This is a genomic window from Flavimarina sp. Hel_I_48 (genome assembly GCF_000733945.1).
Classification (GTDB): domain Bacteria; phylum Bacteroidota; class Bacteroidia; order Flavobacteriales; family Flavobacteriaceae; genus Leeuwenhoekiella.
This window is the reverse complement of sequence record NZ_JPOL01000002.1, coordinates 1915949-1936948: the sequence shown is the minus strand read 5'-3', so window position 1 is coordinate 1936948 and position 21000 is coordinate 1915949. Positions and strand designations below refer to the sequence as shown.

Below are 21000 nucleotides of genomic sequence, written 5' to 3'. Positions count from 1 at the left end.
ATTTCTTTATATAAAATTATCCTTAGGCGCGCAGCAGAGACTTTGTTACATTTGTGGTGAAATCATAATTGATACCCCATGGATATTCTACAATTTTTAAGTGGTTATGGATTCTGGATGCTACTGGCCGTGGCCCTTATCATTGTGGTCATTTATAAAAAACTGCGGAAATAAATAATGTTTTACGCTATATCCTATATTAAACGAATAAGTATAAAACCTGTGATTTCGGTTAAAAAAAGGCCATTTTATAGCTAAAAATGGATGTTTATAGCGGTTTTCTCACCTTTGTAACTGGCACCTTAATAAAGGAAAACCCCTAAAAGAAAAAATTCTATGAGTAACATACGCATTACCAAATTATTTTCATTTGAAACAGGGCACGCCCTCTATGGCTATGACGGGAAGTGCCGCAATGTACACGGCCATAGCTACAAGCTTTCGGTAACGGTGATAGGAACGCCCATAAGCGATGGGGAGCATGTAAAATTTGGGATGGTGATCGACTTTGGAGATCTTAAAAAGATTGTAAAAGAAGAAATTGTAGATGTTTTTGATCATGCGACCGTCTTTAATAAAAACACGCCACACGTTGATCTTGCAAACGAACTTTCTTCCCGTGGCCATAATGTGCTGCTCGTAGATTATCAGCCTACCAGCGAAATGATGGTCATAGATTTTGCCGAAAAAATCAAACAGCGCCTCCCTAAAAACATCAGTCTTTTTTCACTGAAACTACAGGAAACCGATACCAGCTTTGCAGAGTGGTATGCGGCAGATCAATCCCCCCAGCCCCCAAAGGGGGAGTAATCAAACCTTATCCAGCTTTTTAATAAAAATAGCAATAATAAATTATAATAGTTGAGGGAGCGTTGCGGCTCAGGGAAAGAGCCGCCGGGCTATACACTTCAATTCCGCGTTGCCTGCGCTAGGGCTTCGGCAGCTGTGGGATTTACGCAGCTATCCCTAACGCATGTTTTTGCTATCTTTGACCCATGAATCAACCTTTTACCAGCATAAACCTTTCTGCCGGGAAAAAAATTTATTTTTCCAGCGATAACCATCTTGGCGCCCCTACCGCAGCCGAGAGCAAACCCCGCGAAAAAAAATTCGTAAAATGGCTTGATACCATAAAAACAGACGCAGAGGCGATTTTTTTACTGGGTGATCTTTTTGATTTTTGGTTTGAATACAAAACAGTCGTTCCCAAAGGCTTTGTACGTGTCCTGGGCAAACTCGCCGAACTGCGTGACAGCGGTATATCTATTTATTTTTTTGTGGGCAATCACGACCTCTGGATGAATGATTACTTCAAAGAAGAACTCCATATTCCCGTTTTTCACAAACCGCAGGTTTTTCAACTGGGCGATAAACGATTTTTTATAGGCCACGGTGATGGTCTGGGACCTGGTGACAAAGGTTACAAGCGTATGAAAAAAGTCTTTAAAGCCCCTTTTTTTCAATGGCTTTTCAGATGGGTGCATCCAGACGTAGGGGTACGCCTTGCGCAGCATCTTTCGGTAAAGAACAAATTGATTTCTGGCGATGAAGATTCGGTTTTTTTAGGAGAAGAGAACGAGTGGCTCGCCGCGTATGCCAAAAGAAAACTGGAAACCGCGCACTATGATTATTTTATATTCGGTCATAGGCACTTGCCCATGCAAATTCAAGTAGGCGCTCATTCAACCTATCATAATCTGGGCGACTGGATCAACCACTATACGTATGGCGTTTTTGACGGGAAACAATTTGAACTCAAAACATTCGATCCTAATTAAACGCAAACCTCAAATAATCCTTAGTTTCTATACGTAGAATCGTCTCGTCCAATAATTCCCGCAGGAATAAAAGTTCGTTGTGGCTAATAGCCATATCCATTTTTGAAGACGGGGTCCTCAACAAAGAACTGCGACAATTGTTATGATGCGGGCAATCAACACATTTCATTTTTTCAAGTCCATTTGCGGCGTGACAAGAGAAATTCTTGAGTTCGTCAAGCGTTAGGTAAAATCCAAGATCCCTAAAAACCAGTTGCGCAGCCGTATTACTACTGTTAGGCGTAGGAAGATGATAAGCGATGCCAAATTCATTTTCGTAGATAATAGCTGCACGTTTCATAACTCTATTTTTAACAAACTTAAACATTATTTAGATTAGTTCTAAATAGAAATGTGTTAAAATTGATTGCAATATATGCTCTCGTAAAATCGGAATTATTTTAAATCTTCATTATATATCCTATTAGTAGTCCAAAAATAATACTGTGTTTTGGAAACGAATCTCGCGTTAGGGATTGAAGTGGAAATCCTTTTTGTAAGGAACGATCAAAAAGATTGTAACACAAAGCCCGACCCGAAGGGAAACGCCCAAACTTAAATTAAGCATACCCTACGTATTTCGCGTTAGGGATTGTGGTGGAAATCCTTTTTGTGAGGAACGATCAAAAAGATTGAAACGCAAAGCCCGACCCGAAGGGAAACGCCAAAAACTAAATTAAATATGACTTACGTATTTCGCGTTAGGGATTGTGGTTGAAATCCTTTTTGTGAGGAACGATCAAAAAGATTGAAACGCAAAGCCCGACCCGAAGGGAAACGCCCAAACTTAAATTAAGTATACCCTACGTATTTCGCGTTAGGGATTGAAGTGAAAATCCTTTTTGTGAGGAACGATCAAAAAGATTGAAACGCAAAGCCCGACCCGAAGGGAAACGCCCTAAACCAACAAAAAATCAAAATTTTTTCAACAATCAAATAATATAAAAAATTAGTTGCCCAACACTTTATTGACCTGATCTACAATTTTTTGAGCCGGAATACCTTCCATCACTTTTTCATAACCAGTAGGCATTTTATTACCGTAAACCGAAGTAGGGATCAACGGAAAATCTTCCCTGTTTGCCATGATTTGATGCTCTTGTGGTTGATTATAAACCGCAAAACCAAGATAAGGATGCGTAACGCCCCACACCGTTATGACCGGAACCCCAAAAATTCCCGCAAGATGGCCGTTCCCACTGTCCATCGCGACCATTACATGGAGATTTGAGATGATATCAAGTTCTTCGGAAAAAGAGAATTTGCCGGCAACGTTAATTACGTTCTCGTGCGTTTCAGTTAAAAGCTCAAGTTGTCTTTCTTCCTCTTTCCCACCGCCAAAAAGCAGGATTTTTTGGTCCTTTTGCTTTGACAATTCAGCTATCACTTCCTCTACACGATTTAAAGGATATTTCTTCCCTTCATGCGCAGCAAAAGGGGCAAAACCGATCAATTTCTGACCAGAAATGGCCAATTTTTGACTTATTTCCTTATTAATTGAGCGTTTTTCTAAGGTGTAGGACTGTTTTAAATCAATGGGGAAACCCAGTTTTTCAAAAACCTCAACATAGCGTTCCTGGGTGGATCTTAAGGGTTTGAAAACTTTATTTTTTGATCTGGTCAGTGCCTTTTTCTCCTTTCTGCCTTTGTCAATTTTCTTAACTTTGATACCAGCAGTCCTAAAAAAACCACCCAGTACATTAGACCGAATTACGCCATGGAGATCTGCTACGGCGGTAGGTTTATCTCTTTTAAGTTCGAGAAACAATTTGTACAAACCTCCTACTCCGCTGTGTTTGCCCTTAACTTCAGCAGCTTTGAAGGTAACCTGTGGCAACTGTTCAAATAGCGGTTTTAAGAAGGCTTTGCTCAATACGGTCAACCGCAGGTGAGGATATTGTGAGGTAAGCGCGATGAGCACCGGGACGGTCATTGCCACATCACCCATAGCAGACAACCGGATAACAAGAATTGTGTTATTCTTCGCGGTATTTTTATTTAGCTTTTCGCCCACGCAATACCGGGTTTAATTCGTCGTCGTTATACATCTTCATCTGTTTATAGACTTTCATGTATTTATGACCTTCTTCAATATCCCTTATCAAACGGTCTATTGCAGCGGTTAGGTCGGCGCGCTGTTCCAGTAGGATATCCAGCTTGTTCTGACATTCGGTACGGTGGGAATTTGAGGCATCCTCACGATCTGCTTCTTCACGCATGTGGTAGATCTTCAATGCAAGAATAGAAAGACGATCCAGCGCCCAGGCCGGACTTTCGGTATTTATAGTGGCATCTTGTTTAATGTCAATACCACGGTATTGCTCCAGAAAATACGAGTCAATATATTCTACCATATCTGTACGTTCCTGGTTTGAAGCGTCAATTTTTCTTTTCAGTTTTAGCGCTTCCTCCGGGTTGATATTGGGATCACGTATGATGTCTTCATAATGCCACTGTACCGTGTCAATCCAGCATTTTTTGTACAACAAATGTTCAAGCTGGTCAATTTCTTTATCATATAAATTTTTAAAAGGCTGGTCCACGTCATTCTTATCGTGATAGACTTCAATGACCTTTTGAAAAATACGGTTGGCGGTATGTGTAATCATGCTTATTGGATTGTGCGGTTAGGTTAAAAGAACTAATCAAGTCTGGTTGAACAAGAAGTCCTTTAAAACACTATGGATTATGGTAAAGATATTATTTTTTGAGCAAGTTGCTGCCCTGCTCCTACGATGAGTTCCTACAGAAAAAAGAGTACCACTACCGGTAAGGCAACAATTGCCCAGAGTAAAAGCTCATTGAACCACTTGCTTTTACCCTTTTCAACATAACGTGAACTGATAATGGCCAGCGGGCCAAAAAAGAAATAAAATTCACTGCCATCTCGTACCGGTGCAAAACCCACTGCGCTGACCAGCGCAATGATAGATGCAATAAGTACCAGTACAAAAGCTGGTTTGTGACGCTGGGAGGCCGCATTGAGTAAAATAAAATATTTCAAGCTTGTCCAGAGATAAAGTGCCAGAAAAAATGTGAGGGGCACAAGAAGTTCTGGGCTGCTGTAATTTGTAAAATCATAGGTGGGCAAAACACGATAGCCCGCTATAAAGTTCATGATACCACCCGTGTACATGGCATAAGTGGTACTTAACAAAGCCACAACGAGCAGTGAAGCAAAGGGCATAAGCCAGTTGCGGTAATTACCGGCACAGTAAAAGAGAATTGCGAAATACAGTAGGATCAAGAACAATAAACTCGAAAAATAAAAAAGGGAGGCAACAAAAATCCAGAAGGCCGCATCAAAAATCTTTTTATGGGTATCTGTCTTAGATCGTAAACTGAAAATACGGCGCAGTGCCAACATGATAAAGAGCCCGGCAAAAATAATACGCAAATGGAGGAATACAGAAGGTAATGCAAGGCAAAAAAGTGCAAAACACAGCACTGCATAGCTATTTTTACGGGTAAGCACATTTTTCTTCACCACAAAATCAAGCGTACCAATAGTAATCATAAAACCAAGAAGGACACCTAGTTGACGCAGGATAAGATCCCATACGGAAAGTGCCGGCGAATTGGCCAGCAGAAAAGTGATCAGAAAAGCGATCACAATAAAGGCAATGACAGCAAAATTGATGGGTTTTGAAGAAGCAAAGAAGCGTCTTAGCATAACAGATGATCCATAAGCGGTTAAAATATATGTTTTTAATATCAATGTCCATAACGGAGCGGCTACTGCAAATTTTCAGAAATAAAAATCAAAACAAGGCCATGTTTTTATATTTTTGCCTAGCTATTGCTCGTATTTAGGCTGAGCAGGCAAAAATATACTATTATGGAATTGAAAGATTTTTTTTACGGCATTGAAGATTTTTTTGTGAATGTTGCCTTTGCACCCCTAGACTGGTTGCGCTCCTTCCAGCTTGAAAATTGGTTTCTTGCAAATTCAATAAACTGGATCTTCATCCTTATTATGGCCGTTGCGTTTTCTTTTTGGGTATTTAAACTCAACTTGTTTCAAGAAGATGAGCGTGATTATTATGCTGAATCTCACCGGGATTCTGGAAAATCCATTGAATTTTTCGTGGGGAAAGACCATACGGCCAGCCATTAAGCTGTAAGTCAAAGGTCTAAAAATGAAACAACCCTTTTAGCGTATCTCATAAAAGGTAATAGTTTTCTTTTTAGACCTTTTTCTATTTTAAAGGTCGAAACCTATATCCTTACGGAAGTTCATTCCTTCAAAGCTTATTTTTTCAACTTCGGTATATGCTTTTTTGAGTGCCTTTCTAAAATCTGCATCAAGTGCAGTCACGGCCATCACCCTTCCGCCAGAAGTAAGTACCTCTTTATTTTCTAAACGGGTGCCTGCATGAAAAACCAGTGCGTCCTGCACGTTTTCCATACCTTTCATGAGCTTCCCTTTTTCATAATTTTCAGGATAACCTCCAGCCACAAGCATAACCGTAGCGGCAGCTCTGGGATCAAGCTCCAGTTCAATTTCATTCACTTTTTGCTGACCTACTTTTGAGAAAAGTTCGATCAGATCATTTTTGATCCTTGGCAGTACGACTTCCGTTTCAGGATCTCCCATACGCACGTTATATTCAATCACATAAGGATCATCATCAATTTTAATAAGACCGATAAAAATGAAGCCTTTGTAGGCGATTTCCTCTTCTTTGAGACCTTTTATGGTAGGTTTTATGACACGTTCTTCCACTTTCTGCATAAATGCATCGTCAGCAAATGGAACTGGCGATACAGCACCCATACCGCCCGTATTTAGGCCTGTATCACCTTCACCTATGCGTTTGTAATCCTTAGCGGTAGGTAACGTGATGTAATTTTCACCATCAGTAAGTACAAAAACGCTGAGTTCTATACCGTCAAGAAATTCTTCTATCACCACTTTTTCACTGGCTGCACCGAATTTTTGATGCGTGAGCATCTGGGTCAGTTCTTCCTTGGCAGCTTCCAGATTGTTGAGAATGACGACCCCTTTGCCGGCAGCGAGTCCGTCAGCTTTTAAAACATAAGGAGCTTTCATTTTTTCCAGAAACATTTTACCGGCTTCTAAGCTCTTTTCGGTAAAGCTGTTGAACGCGGCTGTAGGAATGTTGTACAATCCCATAAATTCTTTAGCGCGTTCTTTGCTGCCCTCTAGCAAGGCGCCACGTTTAGACGGGCCTATCACATTAACATGCTGAAGTGCTGCATCATCCTTGAAAAAATCAAAAATACCTTTTACAAGTGGTGCTTCTGGGCCTACGATAAGCATATCAATTTCATGTTCAAGAACCATTTCTTTGACCGCATCAAAATCTGTGGGATCAAGATCGTAATTCGTGGCAATGGCAGCAGTACCGGCATTTCCAGGAGCTACAAAAAGTTTACTGCATTGGCTGCTTTCAGCAATTTTATGGGCAAATGTATGTTCACGGCCGCCTGAGCCTAATATAAGTATGTGCATAATGTGAAGTTCTTTTTTAAGATGCATCAAAAATAATTGTTTGTAACTTGCCTTACTAATTTTAAGCCTTTGAATCTCTTTGATCTTAGTTTGCGCCTTCAAGGTTATCCCATTGATGAGGCCCGGAAAGAACTAAACCGGCTGGAAAAACAGGATGCCAAAGCGCATAAGCTTTATGTAGCCGAAAAAAAGCTTGAAATTGCCAATTATCACCTCAAAAACAACCCGTTTTACGCTGGTTTTACCGGTTTTAAATCCTGTGAAAATTGGGCCGAATTGCCCATTCTTACTAAAAGTGATCTGCAGCAACCGCTGGAAAAGCTACTTTCGGCAGGGTATTCCAAAGACAAAATCTATCAAGGTAAAACTTCAGGATCTTCAGGAGAACCTTTCAATTTTGCAAAAGACAAATGGTGCCATGCCCTGACCTGGGCTTCGTTTTATGCAAGCTATGCTTCCAGGGATATTGATCTTTCTGGCGATAAGCAGGCACGTTTTTATGGTATTCCGCTTCGCGGAAAAGACCGATATACAGAAAAATTTAAAGATCTGCTGGGCAACCGGTACCGTTTTCCTGTATTTGACACGGGTTCAAAACAAATGGAAAATGCCCTTAAAACGTTTAAAAACAAGCCTTTTGGCTATATAAATGGGTATACCAGCAGTATTTTACTGTTTTCTAAATTTTTACGGGATAGACAACTGGTTTTAAAAGCCCTTTGCCCTACGTTGAAAGCGTGTATTGTCACCAGTGAGATGCTTTATGAAAGAGACCGGGATTTAATGGAAAAACAGTTGGGCGTGCCTCTGATAAACGAATATGGTGCTTCAGAAACCGGTCTAATTGCCTTTGAAAATGAGCAAAAACAGCTAATTATTGACCATAAACTACTATTTATTGAAATCGTGGACGAAGCCGGAAATGTTTTGCCCAATGGCGAAAAGGGCCAAATTGTAATCACCGCGCTTTACAACAAAGCCCAGCCTTTTATACGTTATGCAATTGGTGATCTTGGGATATTGAACCGTGATCAAAAAACCGGGAAGTTGTTTTTAAAGGAACTGAGCGGAAGGAGCAACGACAATGTGCAACTGCCCAGTGGAAAATCAATTCCCGGACTGGCTTTTTATTATGTCACCAAGTCTGCCATGGAAACCACATCAAACGTGAAAGAATTTGTAATTACCCAGACTTCCCTATCCAACTTTGAAATCACGTATGTAAGTGATCGTCCCCTTGATCACAAAGAAGAACTCGCTGTTAGAAAAGCAATGCAGGATTATCTGGAACCTGGTCTTACAACTTCTATCCTTAAGGTTGAAACCTTACAGCGCAGCAAAAATGGAAAGCTCAAACAATTTTGTTCTTTGCTTTGAATTTTTTGGTCTGAAGCGGTTTTATAAGCAATTGTTCCCCTAAAAACCGAAGCATAAACCAATGGCTTTTTAAGAAGCCGTAGCCTAAATGCTTCTGGTAAATGTCTAAATTATACCTCAGCATTTTCCATTTAATACTTGATAGGGAACCTTTTCGAACCCTGTAATAAGCGAGCACTTCTTGAATACCATGAGCACGGCCAGCTTTTTCTACCAGATCAAGCCACAAGGCCCAGTCCTGACGTTTTCTCAACGTAGGGGCAAAGGTTTTGCCCAGTTGTTGTACATCGTATATCCCGGTAAGATTCCCAATATAATTCGCCCGAAGCATTTTTTTATAACCCAAAATGGGCAAAGCCTGAATTTTAATGTTCAGCGGAGTTCCATCTTCCTTTATCAGCGCATAGCTGCTGTAACAGACCGTTGCGCTGTGCCGTTCCATAAATGCAAGCTGAACTTCTAGTTTTTGAGGTTTCCAGCGATCATCTGAATCTAAAAAGGCAATTTTATTTCCGCTGGCATTTTTTATACCTTCATTCCTGGCAATGCCTGCACCTTTATTTTCAGTAAAAGTGATGATTTTGATTCGAGCATCCATTTGTGCGTACGAAAACGCAATTACCGAACTATCATCTGTAGAACAATCGTCAATAAGCAGTAATTCCCAATTGATGTAGGTTTGTGACAGTACACTTTCTATGCTTTCGGCAAGAAATTTTTCAGCATTAAAGAAAGGGGTTATTATGGAGACCATGATATAACTTAATAAGCACGCGAATCACCTTCTAAGGATTTTACCATGGTTTTTGCGATAATACGCAGATCCATGAGTACAGACCAGTTTTCAATATAAAATATATCAAAACGAACCCGGTTTTTAATATCGTTCTCGGTTTCCATCTCACCGCGGTAACCACTTACCTGGGCAAGGCCGGTAATACCGGGTTTTACAAGATGGCGCACCATGAATTTATCAACTTTTGCGGCATATAAATGCGTAATGCTTACCATATGAGGCCGTGGTCCCACGACAGACATATCACCCAGCAGCACATTTACAAATTGTGGAAGTTCGTCTATGCTGGTCTTCCGCAGAAAACGACCCACGGTTGTTATGCGTATATCATTTTTACTGACCAGTTTAGAATGCGCCCGTTCATTGACGTACATTGACCTGAATTTAAAGCAGTAAAATTCTTTGCCGTCCAGACCATTGCGTTTTTGTTTGAAGAAAACAGGGCCTTTAGATTCTGCTATTATAAAAAGGGCAATTATAGGAACCAGCCAGGAAAGGATACAAACGATTACAAGAAGCGCCATAATGAAGTCCAAAAACCGTTTTAAAAACTGGTTCACGGGTTTTTCGGCAGGGAGGGAACGCAGGGAAATGATGGGCGTGATCCCATAATATTGATACTCGATTTTTTTTGTGAAAATATTTTTACTGTCTGGTATAAATTTTAAGGTTTTCAGGTTGTTTTCGGCAAAATTTACGAGTTCTGCAAGTTGGTCATTTTTAAGTTCAGCGATAGAACAATAAAGCTCATCTATCTTATTGTTCAAGACAAATTCTTTTATTTCAGTCAGGCTTATTTCTTTTCTTTTAAGGTCAATTGTTTGTATCAGTTCATAACCGTATGCGGGATTTTTTTCAAAAAATCCTTTTAAGCGCTGTGTCTTTGCATTTTTTCCTAAGATAATGACCCGCCGTTTATTTTGACCGAAAAAAATTCTATACTTCTTCAACAGGTTGAAAATACCTATTTTAATAAAGGAAATAGTGATGAGGCAAGTAAGGATATATTCAAAGATCTCAAAAAGCTGAATACTAATCTCTTTGATCAGGCCATAAAACGCAAAAATGACAACAGTAAAAAGGATAAACTGTCTTAGTAGTAAATAGATGAGTTTTAAGAGCGTTGTAAATCTGTATACTTGATAAAACGCATTACCGACTGCCGTTATAAACCAGCTTGCAATTATATAAACCGATAACACTGGCCGAATGTCAGGAGGCAGTGATATTAAGAATGTTGCTGCCAGTAAAACACTTAAGTCTACGCCCAGTAACAATGGTCTAAGTAAATAAGAATATCTGCCGGCTCGGGATGCCATGAATTGCAATTGCTTTAAATTACTGATTTTCAAAAACCTCTACGGAGGTCCACGATTGTCCTTTTAAATTAATCCTCAATAGAACAATTGTATTTAAATCGTTTGAAATATAGGTAATTTTTAAAGTTTTGCTAATTCTCAATGCGAATTATTATCAATCTAAGTATTTAAAGGGATTAATAGGCCTTTTCCTCCCCTTGAATAGCATTGATAATCGTCTTTAGCATGATGCGCAGATCCATAAGGATTGACCAGTTTTCTATATAAAAAATATCAAACCGAACCCTGTTTTTAATGTCCATCTCGTTAGCAACTTCACCGCGATAACCACTTACCTGAGCAAGGCCCGTTATACCGGGCTTGATGAGATGCCTTATCATAAAACGGTCTACGCGCAAATGATAGAAATCAGTCTGGTAAAGCGGGTGCGGTCTGGGGCCCACGGTAGACATTTCACCTTTAAGCACATTTATAAACTGAGGCAGCTCGTCAATACTCGTTTTACGTATAAAACGACCAATTTTTGTAACCCTCTGGTCATTTTTTTCTACCTGCTTGGTAGAATCCACTTGTGCCATTGACCGGTATTTATAGCAATAGAAAGGTTTATTATCAAGCCCAGAACGCTTTTGTTTAAAGAATACCGTCAAACCAGATTGACGGTAAATGATGATAGAGAGAATGATAGTGAGCCACCATAAAACACCTACAATAACAAGCAGGGAAATAGTGATATCAAGCGCACGTTTTAAAAAGGCGTTAAGGGGAGTGTCTAAAGGGATCGTACGCAGGGAAAGTATGGGAGTGATACCGTAGTACTGATAATTGAGCTTTCGGCTTAGAATCTCCTTATTATCTGGTAAAAACTTGATGGTTTTTAAGTTATTTTCAGCAAAATCAACCATCCTGCTAATTTCAGTGTTTTTGAGTTCTGCTATTGAACAATATATCTCATCAATATCTTCGTTGATAATAAATTCTATAACTTCTTCTATATCAGTATGCTTACTTTTAAAGTCAAAAGCGCATATAATTTGATATCCATATTCAGGATTACTGAAAAAGTCCTTCAATCTCTGTGTTTTGGGATTTTCACCTAATATTACAACTCTGCGAATATTGCGCCTTATGAGGATACGGTACTTTTTTAGCAGGATAAATAGAATAATACGCAACAAGCCCACACCACCAAAACATAGCATTATATATTTTGCAAGCACTATAAATGCCGGGTTATACTCTTTATAAAAGCCAAAAAAAGCAAAGACCAGCATGGTAAAGACCACAAACTGCTTTAGAAGTAAATATCCTATTCTGGTAAGCGGTGTAAAACGGTAAACTTTATAAAAATCCAGCCCCATAGCGGTAATTAACCAACTGGCGATCATATAAAAGCAGAAAATAAAATAGCCGCGCGAAGTACTTATGAAAATCTGAGCCAGGCTCAATATTATGAGCAAGTCCAGTACATAAAGTATGGGCCTTATCACAAATGAATATTTGCCAGAACTCGAATTCATAATCAATCAGTTATCCTATTACCTTTTAAAAGAAAGGGGGCGCGAAGATACCTCAAAATTAAAACATATTAAAGTAATCGTACATTCCAAAAATTAACAGAGTGGAACTATTGAAGTATCTGAATGCATACCTCAAGCAACTAACTAACAAATATGTCCTACCCGTACATATGCATGATAAACTTCATCGTTATAATGCAAGTACATGGCATACCCCATACCCAATCTTTAAAAAAACTTTACCTTCGCACGAATCAATTTTACCTTATGCGAAAGTTAAAAGTGCTTCATGTCGTGGAAGCATTAACCGGTGGTATTTATTCCTATTTCAAAGATCTTTCAGCGGTTTTGGAAGGAGAAGAAATGCTTGAGACCACTATCGTTTACAGTGAAAAAAGAGAAGGTATTGACCCCCTCAAAATACGCTCTAAAATAAGTTCTAAAATAAAACTTATTGTTGTGCCCATGGAAAGGGAGCTATCTCCTAGGGCTGACTTCTCTTCCTTTTTAAGTCTTAAAAAGGTTTTAAAGGAAATTAAACCTGATGTGCTGCATTTGCATTCTTCAAAGGCAGGTATATTAGGTCGTGCCGCACATTTGTTCTCAGGCTCTAAGTCTAAACTTTACTATACTCCGCACGGGTATTCTTTTTTGCGCAAGGATGTTTCAAACACAACCCTTAAAATGTACTACGGCATAGAAAGAACAGCTCAATTCTTTGTGCCCGGCACCACGATCGCATGTGGTGATACAGAATATGACTTTGCAAAAAAAATAGGTCCGGCAAAATTAGTCCGTAACGGTGTTAATATAGAAGAACTGCGCGCGCATTATGGAGCAAAACCTGAATACCAACATAAACTTACCGTAGGTGTGCTGGGTCGCGCCATGCCACAGAAAAACCCCACCTTATTCAACAAAGTAGCGCTTGAGAATCCTCACATTCGCTTTTTATGGATAGGGGATGGTGAATTGAAAAAAGAACTTAGCGCACCCAATATAGAAATAACCGGCTGGTTTATTTCCAGATCCTCTGGACTAAAATACCTCTCAGAAATAGATATATACCTACAAACCTCAGCCTGGGAAGGTCTGCCTATCGCACTTCTTGAGGCAATGGCTTTTGAAAAACCAATAGTCGCCACAAATATAATAGGTAACAAAGATGTTGTTATAGATGGTAAAACCGGTTTTTTATGTGAAAATCTCGAAGATTTCAATAAAGCCCTAAAAGAGCTTGAGGAGTCAAAAAATCGATTAATTATGGGCAAAAACAGCCTGGAGCGCTGTAAAACCTACTTTGACAGCAATAAAAACTATAAGAAGTTAATAGAAATCTACAAAGAGGCTTTTTTAATCGCGTCAACATAATTTTCCTCCCTGGCCAATAAGCCAAGAAATATCCCAAAAAGATAACAGCCTAACTGCCTATAGAGCAACGCTTCAAACATAAAAAAAAGTAAAAACATTACCGTAAGTACTTTTAGGTCAAATGGTACCTTACCAGAAGATAAAACCCTTCCAAAACCCAAAAGAAAAAGGAGTAACGTCACCACACCGCCCAGACATAAAATATGTAAATACTGATTGTGTGGATTGAATTTTTCATCTAAATAATAGGTCTTTTTAGAGTCGTTATTTTTGATACTGTTTCCGTAGCAAGCCACCAGACGCTGTTCAAGTTGCTGGTTGCTTTCAACTCCAAAAAGAATTTCTGCGGTACTGCCAAGGGTGGTAAATGTACAGGGCCAAATCACGTAGCGAGGTTCATAATCAAGTGCTTTTGCCATGCTTTGATCAAGATCGCCCTGTATCTTGAAACGTTTTTGAATATTCTCATTACTGAAAAGAGCAATTCCGCATAAAAAAATCGTTCCCAGCACAAGCGGTATGCGCCATTTGTTTAAGGGTTTTAATAGCTGGAAAAACCATACCGCCCACAACAGTACAATAATGCCCAGGCTCAGTCTAGCGGCGATAAGAAGGCAAAAAGCTGATGCAATAACCGCTATACTGCAATGCAACCATCCCTTACGGCGCAGGCATAAAAAAACCACCAGTGCAAGTAAAAACCCAAAATAGGGGCGCTCTATATGCAAAAGTTCATTCACCTCTGCGGTGTTTCCAAAAGCGGAAAACGAAAATTTAAAGTTTTCAAAAGCCATTATATTGTAAACTGCAATAAAAATGGCGAGTATGGTACCCATTATAAAAGCGCGCTCCATATATTTTAAACGCGTGGTGTGTGCTACGGAAACCAGTAAAAAAAGACTTATAAAAATACGGGAATAAAAGTCAAATTCGCTGAAAATACTCCATTTAATGAAGGCCAACAGTATTAAAAAAGCAAGCGTAAGCACAAAAAACAAAACTGGTTTTAGGTAAATATTTCTCCTGTTAAATTTAAAAAACAATAAAATTGCTATGGGCGCGAGCAATACATTAGGAAATGCACTCGAAAGCGGAATGCAGAGTGTGAGCAATGCCAGGAGTACATCATAAGAAAAACCAAGGCGGTCATTTTTAAACTCCTCAACCATTCCTATCTGAGTATTTTTTTTAATTTGTGAATAAGTGAATATGGCAGTTTGCTTATTATAAAATTGCGCACTATGCCATAACAGGGATAAAAACCCCAATAAAATTCTTCTTTCAAGATTTTAAACCGACTGTTAAGCTGTTCTTTCCGTCGGCTTAAAGAGATACCATTAGGATTAATCTCATAATAAAGCAAATATTGCGGAATATTGAATGCTTTATAGGTCTTGATTATTTTAAAAAAATATGCAAAATCTTCAGCAGCAGGATAACCGTAGGGATATAAACCCACATTTTCCACAACCTCTCTTTTTATCATTACCGTAGGGTGTACAAACATGGAATTGATATGCATTTTGTTTCGTACTTCCCCATAGCTCGTGGGGGTTTTGAAAGAATGTACAACCTCCCCCTCAAGGTTTATGTATTTTACATAAGTGCCTACAAGGCCAAGTGCTTTATCAGCACAAAGGACTTTTTTTTGAATAGCAAACCTATGAGAAACGCAGAGATCGCCACAATCTAAACGTGCAATAAATGAATAGGATCTATTCAAGATATAATTTAAACCCGTATTTAATGCGTTTTCAATACCTGAGTTTTTTGACAAATAGATATAATGAAGTTTAAGTAATTCATTTTCAAAAATATCCAATGCTACCTCGTTGATCCTTTCATTCGTACTGCCATCGTCTACAATAATAACATCTAAGGCTATATCTTCCTGAATGGATTTTATGGACTTCAATAATCCCTGCGGATTATTAAAATGGGGAATTAGAATTGCAATTTCAGCCTTACTACTCAATGTTAAAAATTATTTGCGGTGGGTGGAACATCTTTAGCAACTGCTTCAAAGAAAGCAAGACGTTCTCGCTCTTTATTTGAAGAGTCCACCTGTTCTATTTCAGTAGGGTTAATTCTTCTATTTTTATTGTTTTCAATGAATGATTTTATAATACTTATAGGCAGAAAATTATGATCTTTATCCGTTGCTTTAAAAACAAAATCACTGTCGTGAAAATCCACATCTTGATGCCCCATAAGAACAGGTAGCCCGTGAGCCAGATACTCAAGAACCTTGAGCGTGCTATCTGTATTTTTGCCCACATGATAATTGCCAAAAGAGCCTATTCCTAAATTGCTTTTAGAATAAACCGCGCTGAGTTCCTGAGCACTCAGCCAGCCATAAAATTTGACGTTATCTGTAATAGGCGATTCTATGTTTTTGCGATCATAACCTACAATATTGAATTGATATTCTGGTAATAAGTTGGCGAGTTCAAGAATTTTATCAAGACCGTGCCAGTACATATTTTCGCTTCCCACAAATACAAGGTTAACAGATGGAGTGGAATCTGTATTTGACCTGACTTCAAATTTTCTTAAATCAATACCGTTAGAAACTACTTTTTGCGGAATGGCCAGGTCTTTATAGTGCTTCAAAATATCTGGTGTAACCGCCACGAGTCCAGAAATCGATGCTAAAATCCGATTTTTACCCCATAAATAGACATTTTTCTTCAGACCAGAATAAAACTCCATTTCTAAAAAGTCTACTGTATTTAATTCCATAATGGTCCTATAACGCTTTAAAACGCTTGTAAGCCCTGGATACCAAATTCCCTGACGTATATAGACTACATCTGGTTGAAAGACGCGTAAAGCGCTTTCAACTTTTTTTATTCCTATTATTTTAGTCGCGTATGTGTTTAGAAAACCCTGTGGTAATTTATCTAGAAATTTGTTTGAAATATAATCTCCCTCAATATATTTAATTGAATCAGTTGTAGAAGCTTTTGGCCAGAGTACAAGTATTTGCACAACGTGACCCATTCCCTTCCAAATACGAATTTGATTGTTTATTTTCTTTATAATCCCAGAATGCACGAGAGGATCCACTTCTACGATATACGATAACTTCATAATTGTAATTTGCTCAGGGATGAAGTATAGACTGTCATTTAGATATTTAAATCTATTCTGCGAAAATACTGGAAAACCACGACAAAAGTAAAAATATTGGAAAGTATGTGTTTCGGTAAATTAGGTGAAATTTCGAGTTTAAGAAACGATCTTGGTTACGCTTTTTGTAGTGGGTTCAGCTGTACTGGTTTTTAAGGGTATACTTAAAAAAGCCAGGCAAATCCAAAATCCAAAGATCCTAAAAGCATCAGTCTGGAACCAGTTTAGCGCAAAGCCTATTATCGAAACCAAGGTAACAATCCCTAACGTTCTAACAGTGTCATCTGGATCTCGAATCAATTTAAAGCATCTGTATATGGCAAGAACAATAATGCTCACAAACAAAAGAAGTCCCACGATACCGCATTCTGCCATAACTCTTAAATAAAGATTGTATGTAGGGGGAAAAGAATCCCGGCGCTGATTTTTATAATTTGACCGAAATTCATAATTATCTGTAATGGCCCATGCAGGATAATATTTATAGGCTTGAAATGCCAACTGGCCAAAGCCAACGCCTATCACCGGCTTATCTTTAAAAACCTGCAGCGAGGCATACTGCATACCAAAACGACTTCGGTTTGAAATACTGGTAAGCAAATTTTGCTCAAAATTGAGAGAATTTAATTTAACCTTGGCCTCCTCAATGATTTTACCTCCACTAATGGCCAGCACAACGGCCACTAAAAGTGTAAAACCCGAAAAAAGATAAATAATATTTTTTCGATGTTTTTTGAAGAAAGCCAAAACAGCAAAAAAGATCAGGTATTGTAAAGTTACGACTACAAGTCCAGTACGGGACCCAGAAAAAAAAGTAAGCTCCAACACTAGAAATGCCGGGATAAAACGCCATATTCCCTTTGAAGTGATTATATAACTAAGCATCCACCCGCATATGGTAATAAGATAAAGCGCCAGGGCGGGAGCTTCATAAGATACACCCGAGATGCGATCACCTATAAAATATACTTTAGTAAAAGGAAAATAGTTGAATATAGAAAGTATGGGCTTTAATTGGACTAAGCCAAAAACAACAATTAAAGTTTCAAATGCGCAATAAAAAGAAATAACAATTAGAGAAACTAAAAATACAAGGCGAAGTCGTTTTAAAAGTAGTATCGTGGTCATTTTTCTTAAAACGTTTATATAAAAAATATAAAAGAAAAAGGCAATGATCAAAATTGACAAATATTGCCTGTAAAAACGTTCAATACCAGAGATACCTTTGTAAAAATGATTATTTACACCTGAAATATTAAAAAGTGTCGTTAAAACACACCAAATAAGAAAAAGAAGCACAGAACAAAAAACTGCGTTCTTCAAGGGGAAAACAATCTTTCTATTTAAAAGGAACTCGAGACCAAGTATACCCCCACCCATAAGAAAAAAAAGAGTGGCAGACTCCCTGCTATATTCTCCTAAAGCAGAAATTCCACTCCAGGAATTGAATGGTATAAAAAACATACCCAGTAAGAACAAAACCGTATATATGGTACGTAAACTGGGTGTCCTCATGATAAAATTGATCAAGGTTGTTGAACCCAGAGTTTCATTTTTCTATACAATGCAACTATAAGTAAAAGGGCTATAAAAATACCTGCTAACAGTAACGGAAGAAACAATGTACTGTTTTTCACAAGGCCATCCTGCTCTAATATAATGGGATTGTTTGTCAGGGTGACAGGGGATTTAAGTTCTTGCATTTCTGCTTTGAGCACTTCTACTTCTTTTACAAGTGAATTTCTGAACTGAAGTAACTCAAAAATACTACTTGCCCGCTGCTCACTTATAAAGGCGGTAACTGGTCCATTCGAATTTCCCTCTTTCAAATTTCCGTTGTAGTTGATAATAACGGAATCTATTTGTTTGATGGAATTTTGATCTTCTTCAATCCGCTTGGCTAAAGACTCATGATTGAGTATATAAAGATCCTGATAATAAGGGTTTTCGTTTATAAATTTTAAAAAATTTGATACCGTATTTTTATCAAAGTTCTTACCGAATTTCATGTCAATACGGTGCTGCGCATATTGTGACCTAAAAAATTCCGAAGTAAGCAAATCCTGCGTACTTGTATTAAGGATCAGGGTTTCCAACGTCCTTGAATCCTCACTCCCGAATGTAGAAAGCAGATCTTCCATATTTGCCATAGGAGTGATTTCAATGCTTTGCAACTCCTGGCTTTCAAAACCATTTTCTCTCAAATAAGTAGAATCCCTCAGGTTTTTATTGAGGTTGTCAATGCTATTATAAACGTATTCTGTACCGGGCTGAAAAGTTCTGATCTGCAAAATTGACTCATAATGCGTTTCCTTGTTCATATCCAGAAAAAACCCAATACCAAGACCAATGATTATAAGGGCTAGAAAAATTAGTTTTTTTGCCCATAGCAGACTAAAAAACTTAAAAATAAGCCTTAGAATACGTTTGATAAATTGCTTTAACTTATCAAAAACGTCATCTACATAAACGTCATTGTCATTTCTCATGAATTGAATATTTGTTCAAGGATTTTTTCGGTAATAAGGTACGTGGGTTTTACACCAGAAGTCCCTAAACCACCACTTGCGAGCGTACTTCCTGTCTTTAACGGGTTATCTGATGCGTAGTAAGCGTAACGTACTTTCACTTTATCACTTATATTTCCTCTCAATTTTGCTGCTGCCTGAATGGCTTTCTGATAGTGGGCTCCTTCCATCTCCAGCCCTATAACATTCCAGGAACTCTCGTAAAAGAACTTAAGGATATCACGGTTTTGCAATGAAGTACCTAAAACAGTGATCATAGCACCTTCAAATACGGAGATATCATTGCCTTCCAGATCTTCCTTTTTAAGCTCATTATCAAATGGATAATTATCTGCCGTACCTTCAAAAAGATGCGCTTTAGGGATCATAATGTCGCCTTTATCCCCTTCAAGAACGCCGGCCTTACCCATCATAGAAATGGAAGAAACGTCCAGATAAATGGTTTCCCTTCCCTTTTCATAGGGTTTAAGAAGTTCTTCCATCGTTTCATAGGCCTGCTCACCAAAGGCATAATCCATTACAATGATAACGGGCTCTTTTCCTTTATCGTAATCTTTTTTGTGACAAAAATTATTGAGTGAAATCTCCAGTTTTGAGGTATCAAAAATCTGTATATCTATATTGGTCCCGCTTTGATCTGGTAAAAATAACATGCCATTTGCAAGGGCCGTTTTTTCTACCCTGGTTCGCAATTTTCCGTTAGAAGAATCGCTCAGTATTTCATAGATTTCGAGGTTAGTCTTTTTCTTCATTTCCTTTTCTAATGCCACGGGAGCAAAAAGGGTATTCATCACACTGTGCATATTAGCACTTATGATATGAAGTGGCCGGTTGATCAGGCCATTCTCAACAAGGGTCTTTTTAATATTATTTGCCCAGACCTCACCGTGTATGTGATGGCCTAGACGTTCTCGTAATACCGGAGTAAAGGAAACTATGCGTTTATCACTTTCCAGCCGTTCTTCAATAGCGCGTTTGCCTAACCAGTAAATGATTTTTAAGAAGCGTTTATTGTTTTTTACAGTGGCGAATTTTCCATAAATGGTACTTACTTCCTGAAATGTCCTGCCCAGGATATTTGCGGTGTGTGTAAGTGCAATCTCGCGCTCGGCTTGTGTGGGCTCTTCTTCACTCAGCACCATTTTTTCCAACTTTTTCCAGTCTCTGGTGGTGCTGCCCTCTTCATTGATGATTACACGGCGCATTATTTTATGCGATTCTATAAACAAAAAGGTGAGGTGTGTAAGTATGTCATAGATTTCAGACCTGCCGCGCGTAATTTCAATATTCATCTGTTCCTCATCGATACGGTAACAGTTTCTTCTCCTTTTAGGGGGAATTATAGGCTTAAAATGCGAATTTTTATAACCTTCGTCACTGGTGAGGTTTATGTAACGGCATTCTTCAATACCTTCGGGAAGACGGTCTATGACATAAAGAAGTCCATCAAGTTCTACTTTTTGCTCAGCTACCGCGCCATAAATTTCGGGCCTTAGGATAAGGAGCGATTCACGTAAAGTCTCACCAGAAACGCCCATGGGCTTATAGAAACCACGATTAAAAAGGTGGCGCATGGTGATATACATACGTTCAATTGCACTAGAGCTTTCCTGAGCCCTCGTTCTATCGTCTGTATTGGTTATACTCATAGGGGCAAATATACT

19 protein-coding genes are annotated in these 21000 nt (G+C 38.6%); 5 read left to right on the top strand and 14 right to left on the bottom strand.

From position 1 onward, the window contains the following. The first annotated feature begins 336 nt into the window (after positions 1-336). Together P162_RS08550 and P162_RS08545 are read left to right on the top strand one after the other, a co-directional pair. Entirely contained in the window at positions 337-810 is a 474-nt protein-coding gene (locus P162_RS08550) for a 6-pyruvoyl trahydropterin synthase family protein (protein ID WP_031426892.1), read from the top strand. A 185-nt stretch (positions 811-995) separates the two neighbouring features. Then, positions 996-1778: a UDP-2,3-diacylglucosamine diphosphatase gene (locus tag P162_RS08545; RefSeq protein ID WP_031426891.1), complete on the top strand. Its 783-nt coding sequence runs from the start codon at positions 996-998 to the stop codon at positions 1776-1778. Here P162_RS08545 and P162_RS08540 read toward each other — a convergent pair. From P162_RS08540 to P162_RS08525, 4 genes are all read right to left on the bottom strand, one after another. Beyond that, a complete protein-coding gene (locus P162_RS08540; RefSeq protein ID WP_031426890.1) occupies positions 1771-2118 on the bottom strand; it encodes a hypothetical protein in 348 nt (115 codons plus the stop codon). The two genes, P162_RS08545 and P162_RS08540, sit on opposite strands and share 8 nt — an antisense overlap. A gap of 648 nt (positions 2119-2766) precedes the next feature. Next, positions 2767-3831 (bottom strand): glycosyltransferase family 9 protein, encoded by a 1065-nt coding sequence (locus P162_RS08535; RefSeq protein WP_031426889.1) that lies wholly within the window; start codon positions 3829-3831, stop codon positions 2767-2769. After that, entirely contained in the window at positions 3812-4426 is a 615-nt protein-coding gene (locus P162_RS08530) for a DUF4254 domain-containing protein (protein ID WP_031426888.1), read from the bottom strand. The genes P162_RS08535 and P162_RS08530 overlap by 20 nt, the downstream gene beginning before the upstream one ends. 134 nt (positions 4427-4560) lie before the next feature. Next, positions 4561-5490: a DUF6427 family protein gene (locus P162_RS08525; protein ID WP_031426886.1), complete on the bottom strand. Its 930-nt coding sequence runs from the start codon at positions 5488-5490 to the stop codon at positions 4561-4563. A gap of 165 nt (positions 5491-5655) precedes the next feature. Here P162_RS08525 and P162_RS08520 point away from each other — a divergent pair, with 165 nt between their 5' ends. Then, positions 5656-5934 carry a DUF6341 family protein gene (locus P162_RS08520; RefSeq protein WP_316931594.1) on the top strand — a complete coding sequence of 93 codons (279 nt, stop codon included), beginning with the start codon at positions 5656-5658 and terminating at the stop codon, positions 5932-5934. Between the two features lie 87 nt (positions 5935-6021). Here P162_RS08520 and purD read toward each other — a convergent pair whose 3' ends face one another. Further along, the gene (gene purD, locus P162_RS08515) at positions 6022-7293 is read right to left on the bottom strand and encodes a phosphoribosylamine--glycine ligase (RefSeq protein WP_031426883.1); all 1272 of its coding nucleotides are present in this window, start codon (positions 7291-7293) and stop codon (positions 6022-6024) included. 69 nt (positions 7294-7362) lie between these two features. Here purD and P162_RS08510 point away from each other — a divergent pair, with 69 nt between their 5' ends. Beyond that, entirely contained in the window at positions 7363-8670 is a 1308-nt protein-coding gene (locus tag P162_RS08510) for a phenylacetate--CoA ligase family protein (RefSeq protein ID WP_031426882.1), read from the top strand. Here the strand turns inward: P162_RS08510 and P162_RS08505 are convergent. The 3 genes from P162_RS08505 to P162_RS08495 all read right to left on the bottom strand — a co-directional run bounded on the left by P162_RS08505 (position 8645) and on the right by P162_RS08495 (position 12305). After that, positions 8645-9424, bottom strand: a complete 780-nt coding sequence (locus P162_RS08505) for a glycosyltransferase family 2 protein (RefSeq protein ID WP_031426881.1) — start codon at positions 9422-9424, stop codon at positions 8645-8647. The two genes, P162_RS08510 and P162_RS08505, sit on opposite strands and share 26 nt — an antisense overlap. 8 nt (positions 9425-9432) lie before the next feature. Further along, the gene (locus P162_RS08500; protein WP_031426880.1) at positions 9433-10785 is read right to left on the bottom strand and encodes an exopolysaccharide biosynthesis polyprenyl glycosylphosphotransferase; all 1353 of its coding nucleotides are present in this window, start codon (positions 10783-10785) and stop codon (positions 9433-9435) included. Between the two features lie 176 nt (positions 10786-10961). Beyond that, a complete protein-coding gene (locus P162_RS08495; protein WP_031426879.1) occupies positions 10962-12305 on the bottom strand; it encodes an exopolysaccharide biosynthesis polyprenyl glycosylphosphotransferase in 1344 nt (447 codons plus the stop codon). Positions 12306-12572: 267 nt separating this feature from the next. Here P162_RS08495 and P162_RS08490 point away from each other — a divergent pair, with 267 nt between their 5' ends. Then, positions 12573-13676 (top strand): glycosyltransferase, encoded by a 1104-nt coding sequence (locus P162_RS08490; protein WP_031426878.1) that lies wholly within the window; start codon positions 12573-12575, stop codon positions 13674-13676. Here P162_RS08490 and P162_RS08485 read toward each other — a convergent pair. The 6 genes from P162_RS08485 to P162_RS08460 form a co-directional block, all read right to left on the bottom strand. Then, entirely contained in the window at positions 13643-14845 is a 1203-nt protein-coding gene (locus tag P162_RS08485) for an O-antigen ligase family protein (RefSeq protein ID WP_031426877.1), read from the bottom strand. The genes P162_RS08490 and P162_RS08485 overlap by 34 nt on opposite strands. Before the next feature lie 2 nt (positions 14846-14847). Continuing rightward, positions 14848-15651 carry a glycosyltransferase gene (locus tag P162_RS08480; protein ID WP_031426876.1) on the bottom strand — a complete coding sequence of 268 codons (804 nt, stop codon included), beginning with the start codon at positions 15649-15651 and terminating at the stop codon, positions 14848-14850. Between the two features lie 2 nt (positions 15652-15653). Continuing rightward, positions 15654-16769, bottom strand: a complete 1116-nt coding sequence (locus P162_RS08475) for a glycosyltransferase (RefSeq protein WP_031426874.1) — start codon at positions 16767-16769, stop codon at positions 15654-15656. 138 nt (positions 16770-16907) lie between these two features. Beyond that, complete coding sequence (locus tag P162_RS08470) at positions 16908-17936, bottom strand: O-antigen ligase family protein (protein ID WP_164076238.1); 1029 nt, start codon at positions 17934-17936, stop codon at positions 16908-16910. A gap of 398 nt (positions 17937-18334) precedes the next feature. Then, the gene (locus P162_RS08465) at positions 18335-19297 is read right to left on the bottom strand and encodes a hypothetical protein (protein WP_031426872.1); all 963 of its coding nucleotides are present in this window, start codon (positions 19295-19297) and stop codon (positions 18335-18337) included. Then, entirely contained in the window at positions 19294-20985 is a 1692-nt protein-coding gene (locus tag P162_RS08460; RefSeq protein ID WP_031426871.1) for a DUF6909 family protein, read from the bottom strand. The genes P162_RS08465 and P162_RS08460 overlap by 4 nt, the downstream gene beginning before the upstream one ends. Between the last annotated feature and the right edge of the window lie 15 nt (positions 20986-21000).

Excerpts from the sequence above, each read along its gene's own strand:
- P162_RS08550 (WP_031426892.1), top strand. The coding sequence starts at position 337 with ATGAGTAACATACGCATTACCAAATTATTTTCATTTGAAACAGGGCAC.
- P162_RS08545 (WP_031426891.1), top strand. The coding sequence starts at position 996 with ATGAATCAACCTTTTACCAGCATAAACCTTTCTGCCGGGAAAAAAATT.
- P162_RS08540 (WP_031426890.1), bottom strand. The coding sequence starts at position 2,118 with ATGAAACGTGCAGCTATTATCTACGAAAATGAATTTGGCATCGCTTAT.
- P162_RS08530 (WP_031426888.1), bottom strand. The coding sequence starts at position 4,426 with ATGATTACACATACCGCCAACCGTATTTTTCAAAAGGTCATTGAAGTC.
- P162_RS08525 (WP_031426886.1), bottom strand. The coding sequence starts at position 5,490 with ATGCTAAGACGCTTCTTTGCTTCTTCAAAACCCATCAATTTTGCTGTC.
- P162_RS08520 (WP_316931594.1), top strand. The coding sequence starts at position 5,656 with ATGGAATTGAAAGATTTTTTTTACGGCATTGAAGATTTTTTTGTGAAT.
- purD (WP_031426883.1), bottom strand. The coding sequence starts at position 7,293 with ATGCACATACTTATATTAGGCTCAGGCGGCCGTGAACATACATTTGCC.
- P162_RS08505 (WP_031426881.1), bottom strand. The coding sequence starts at position 9,424 with ATGGTCTCCATAATAACCCCTTTCTTTAATGCTGAAAAATTTCTTGCC.
- P162_RS08500 (WP_031426880.1), bottom strand. The coding sequence starts at position 10,785 with ATGGCATCCCGAGCCGGCAGATATTCTTATTTACTTAGACCATTGTTA.
- P162_RS08495 (WP_031426879.1), bottom strand. The coding sequence starts at position 12,305 with ATGAATTCGAGTTCTGGCAAATATTCATTTGTGATAAGGCCCATACTT.
- P162_RS08490 (WP_031426878.1), top strand. The coding sequence starts at position 12,573 with ATGCGAAAGTTAAAAGTGCTTCATGTCGTGGAAGCATTAACCGGTGGT.
- P162_RS08485 (WP_031426877.1), bottom strand. The coding sequence starts at position 14,845 with ATGGTTGAGGAGTTTAAAAATGACCGCCTTGGTTTTTCTTATGATGTA.
- P162_RS08475 (WP_031426874.1), bottom strand. The coding sequence starts at position 16,769 with ATGAAGTTATCGTATATCGTAGAAGTGGATCCTCTCGTGCATTCTGGG.
- P162_RS08470 (WP_164076238.1), bottom strand. The coding sequence starts at position 17,936 with ATGACCACGATACTACTTTTAAAACGACTTCGCCTTGTATTTTTAGTT.
- P162_RS08465 (WP_031426872.1), bottom strand. The coding sequence starts at position 19,297 with ATGAGAAATGACAATGACGTTTATGTAGATGACGTTTTTGATAAGTTA.
- P162_RS08460 (WP_031426871.1), bottom strand. The coding sequence starts at position 20,985 with ATGAGTATAACCAATACAGACGATAGAACGAGGGCTCAGGAAAGCTCT.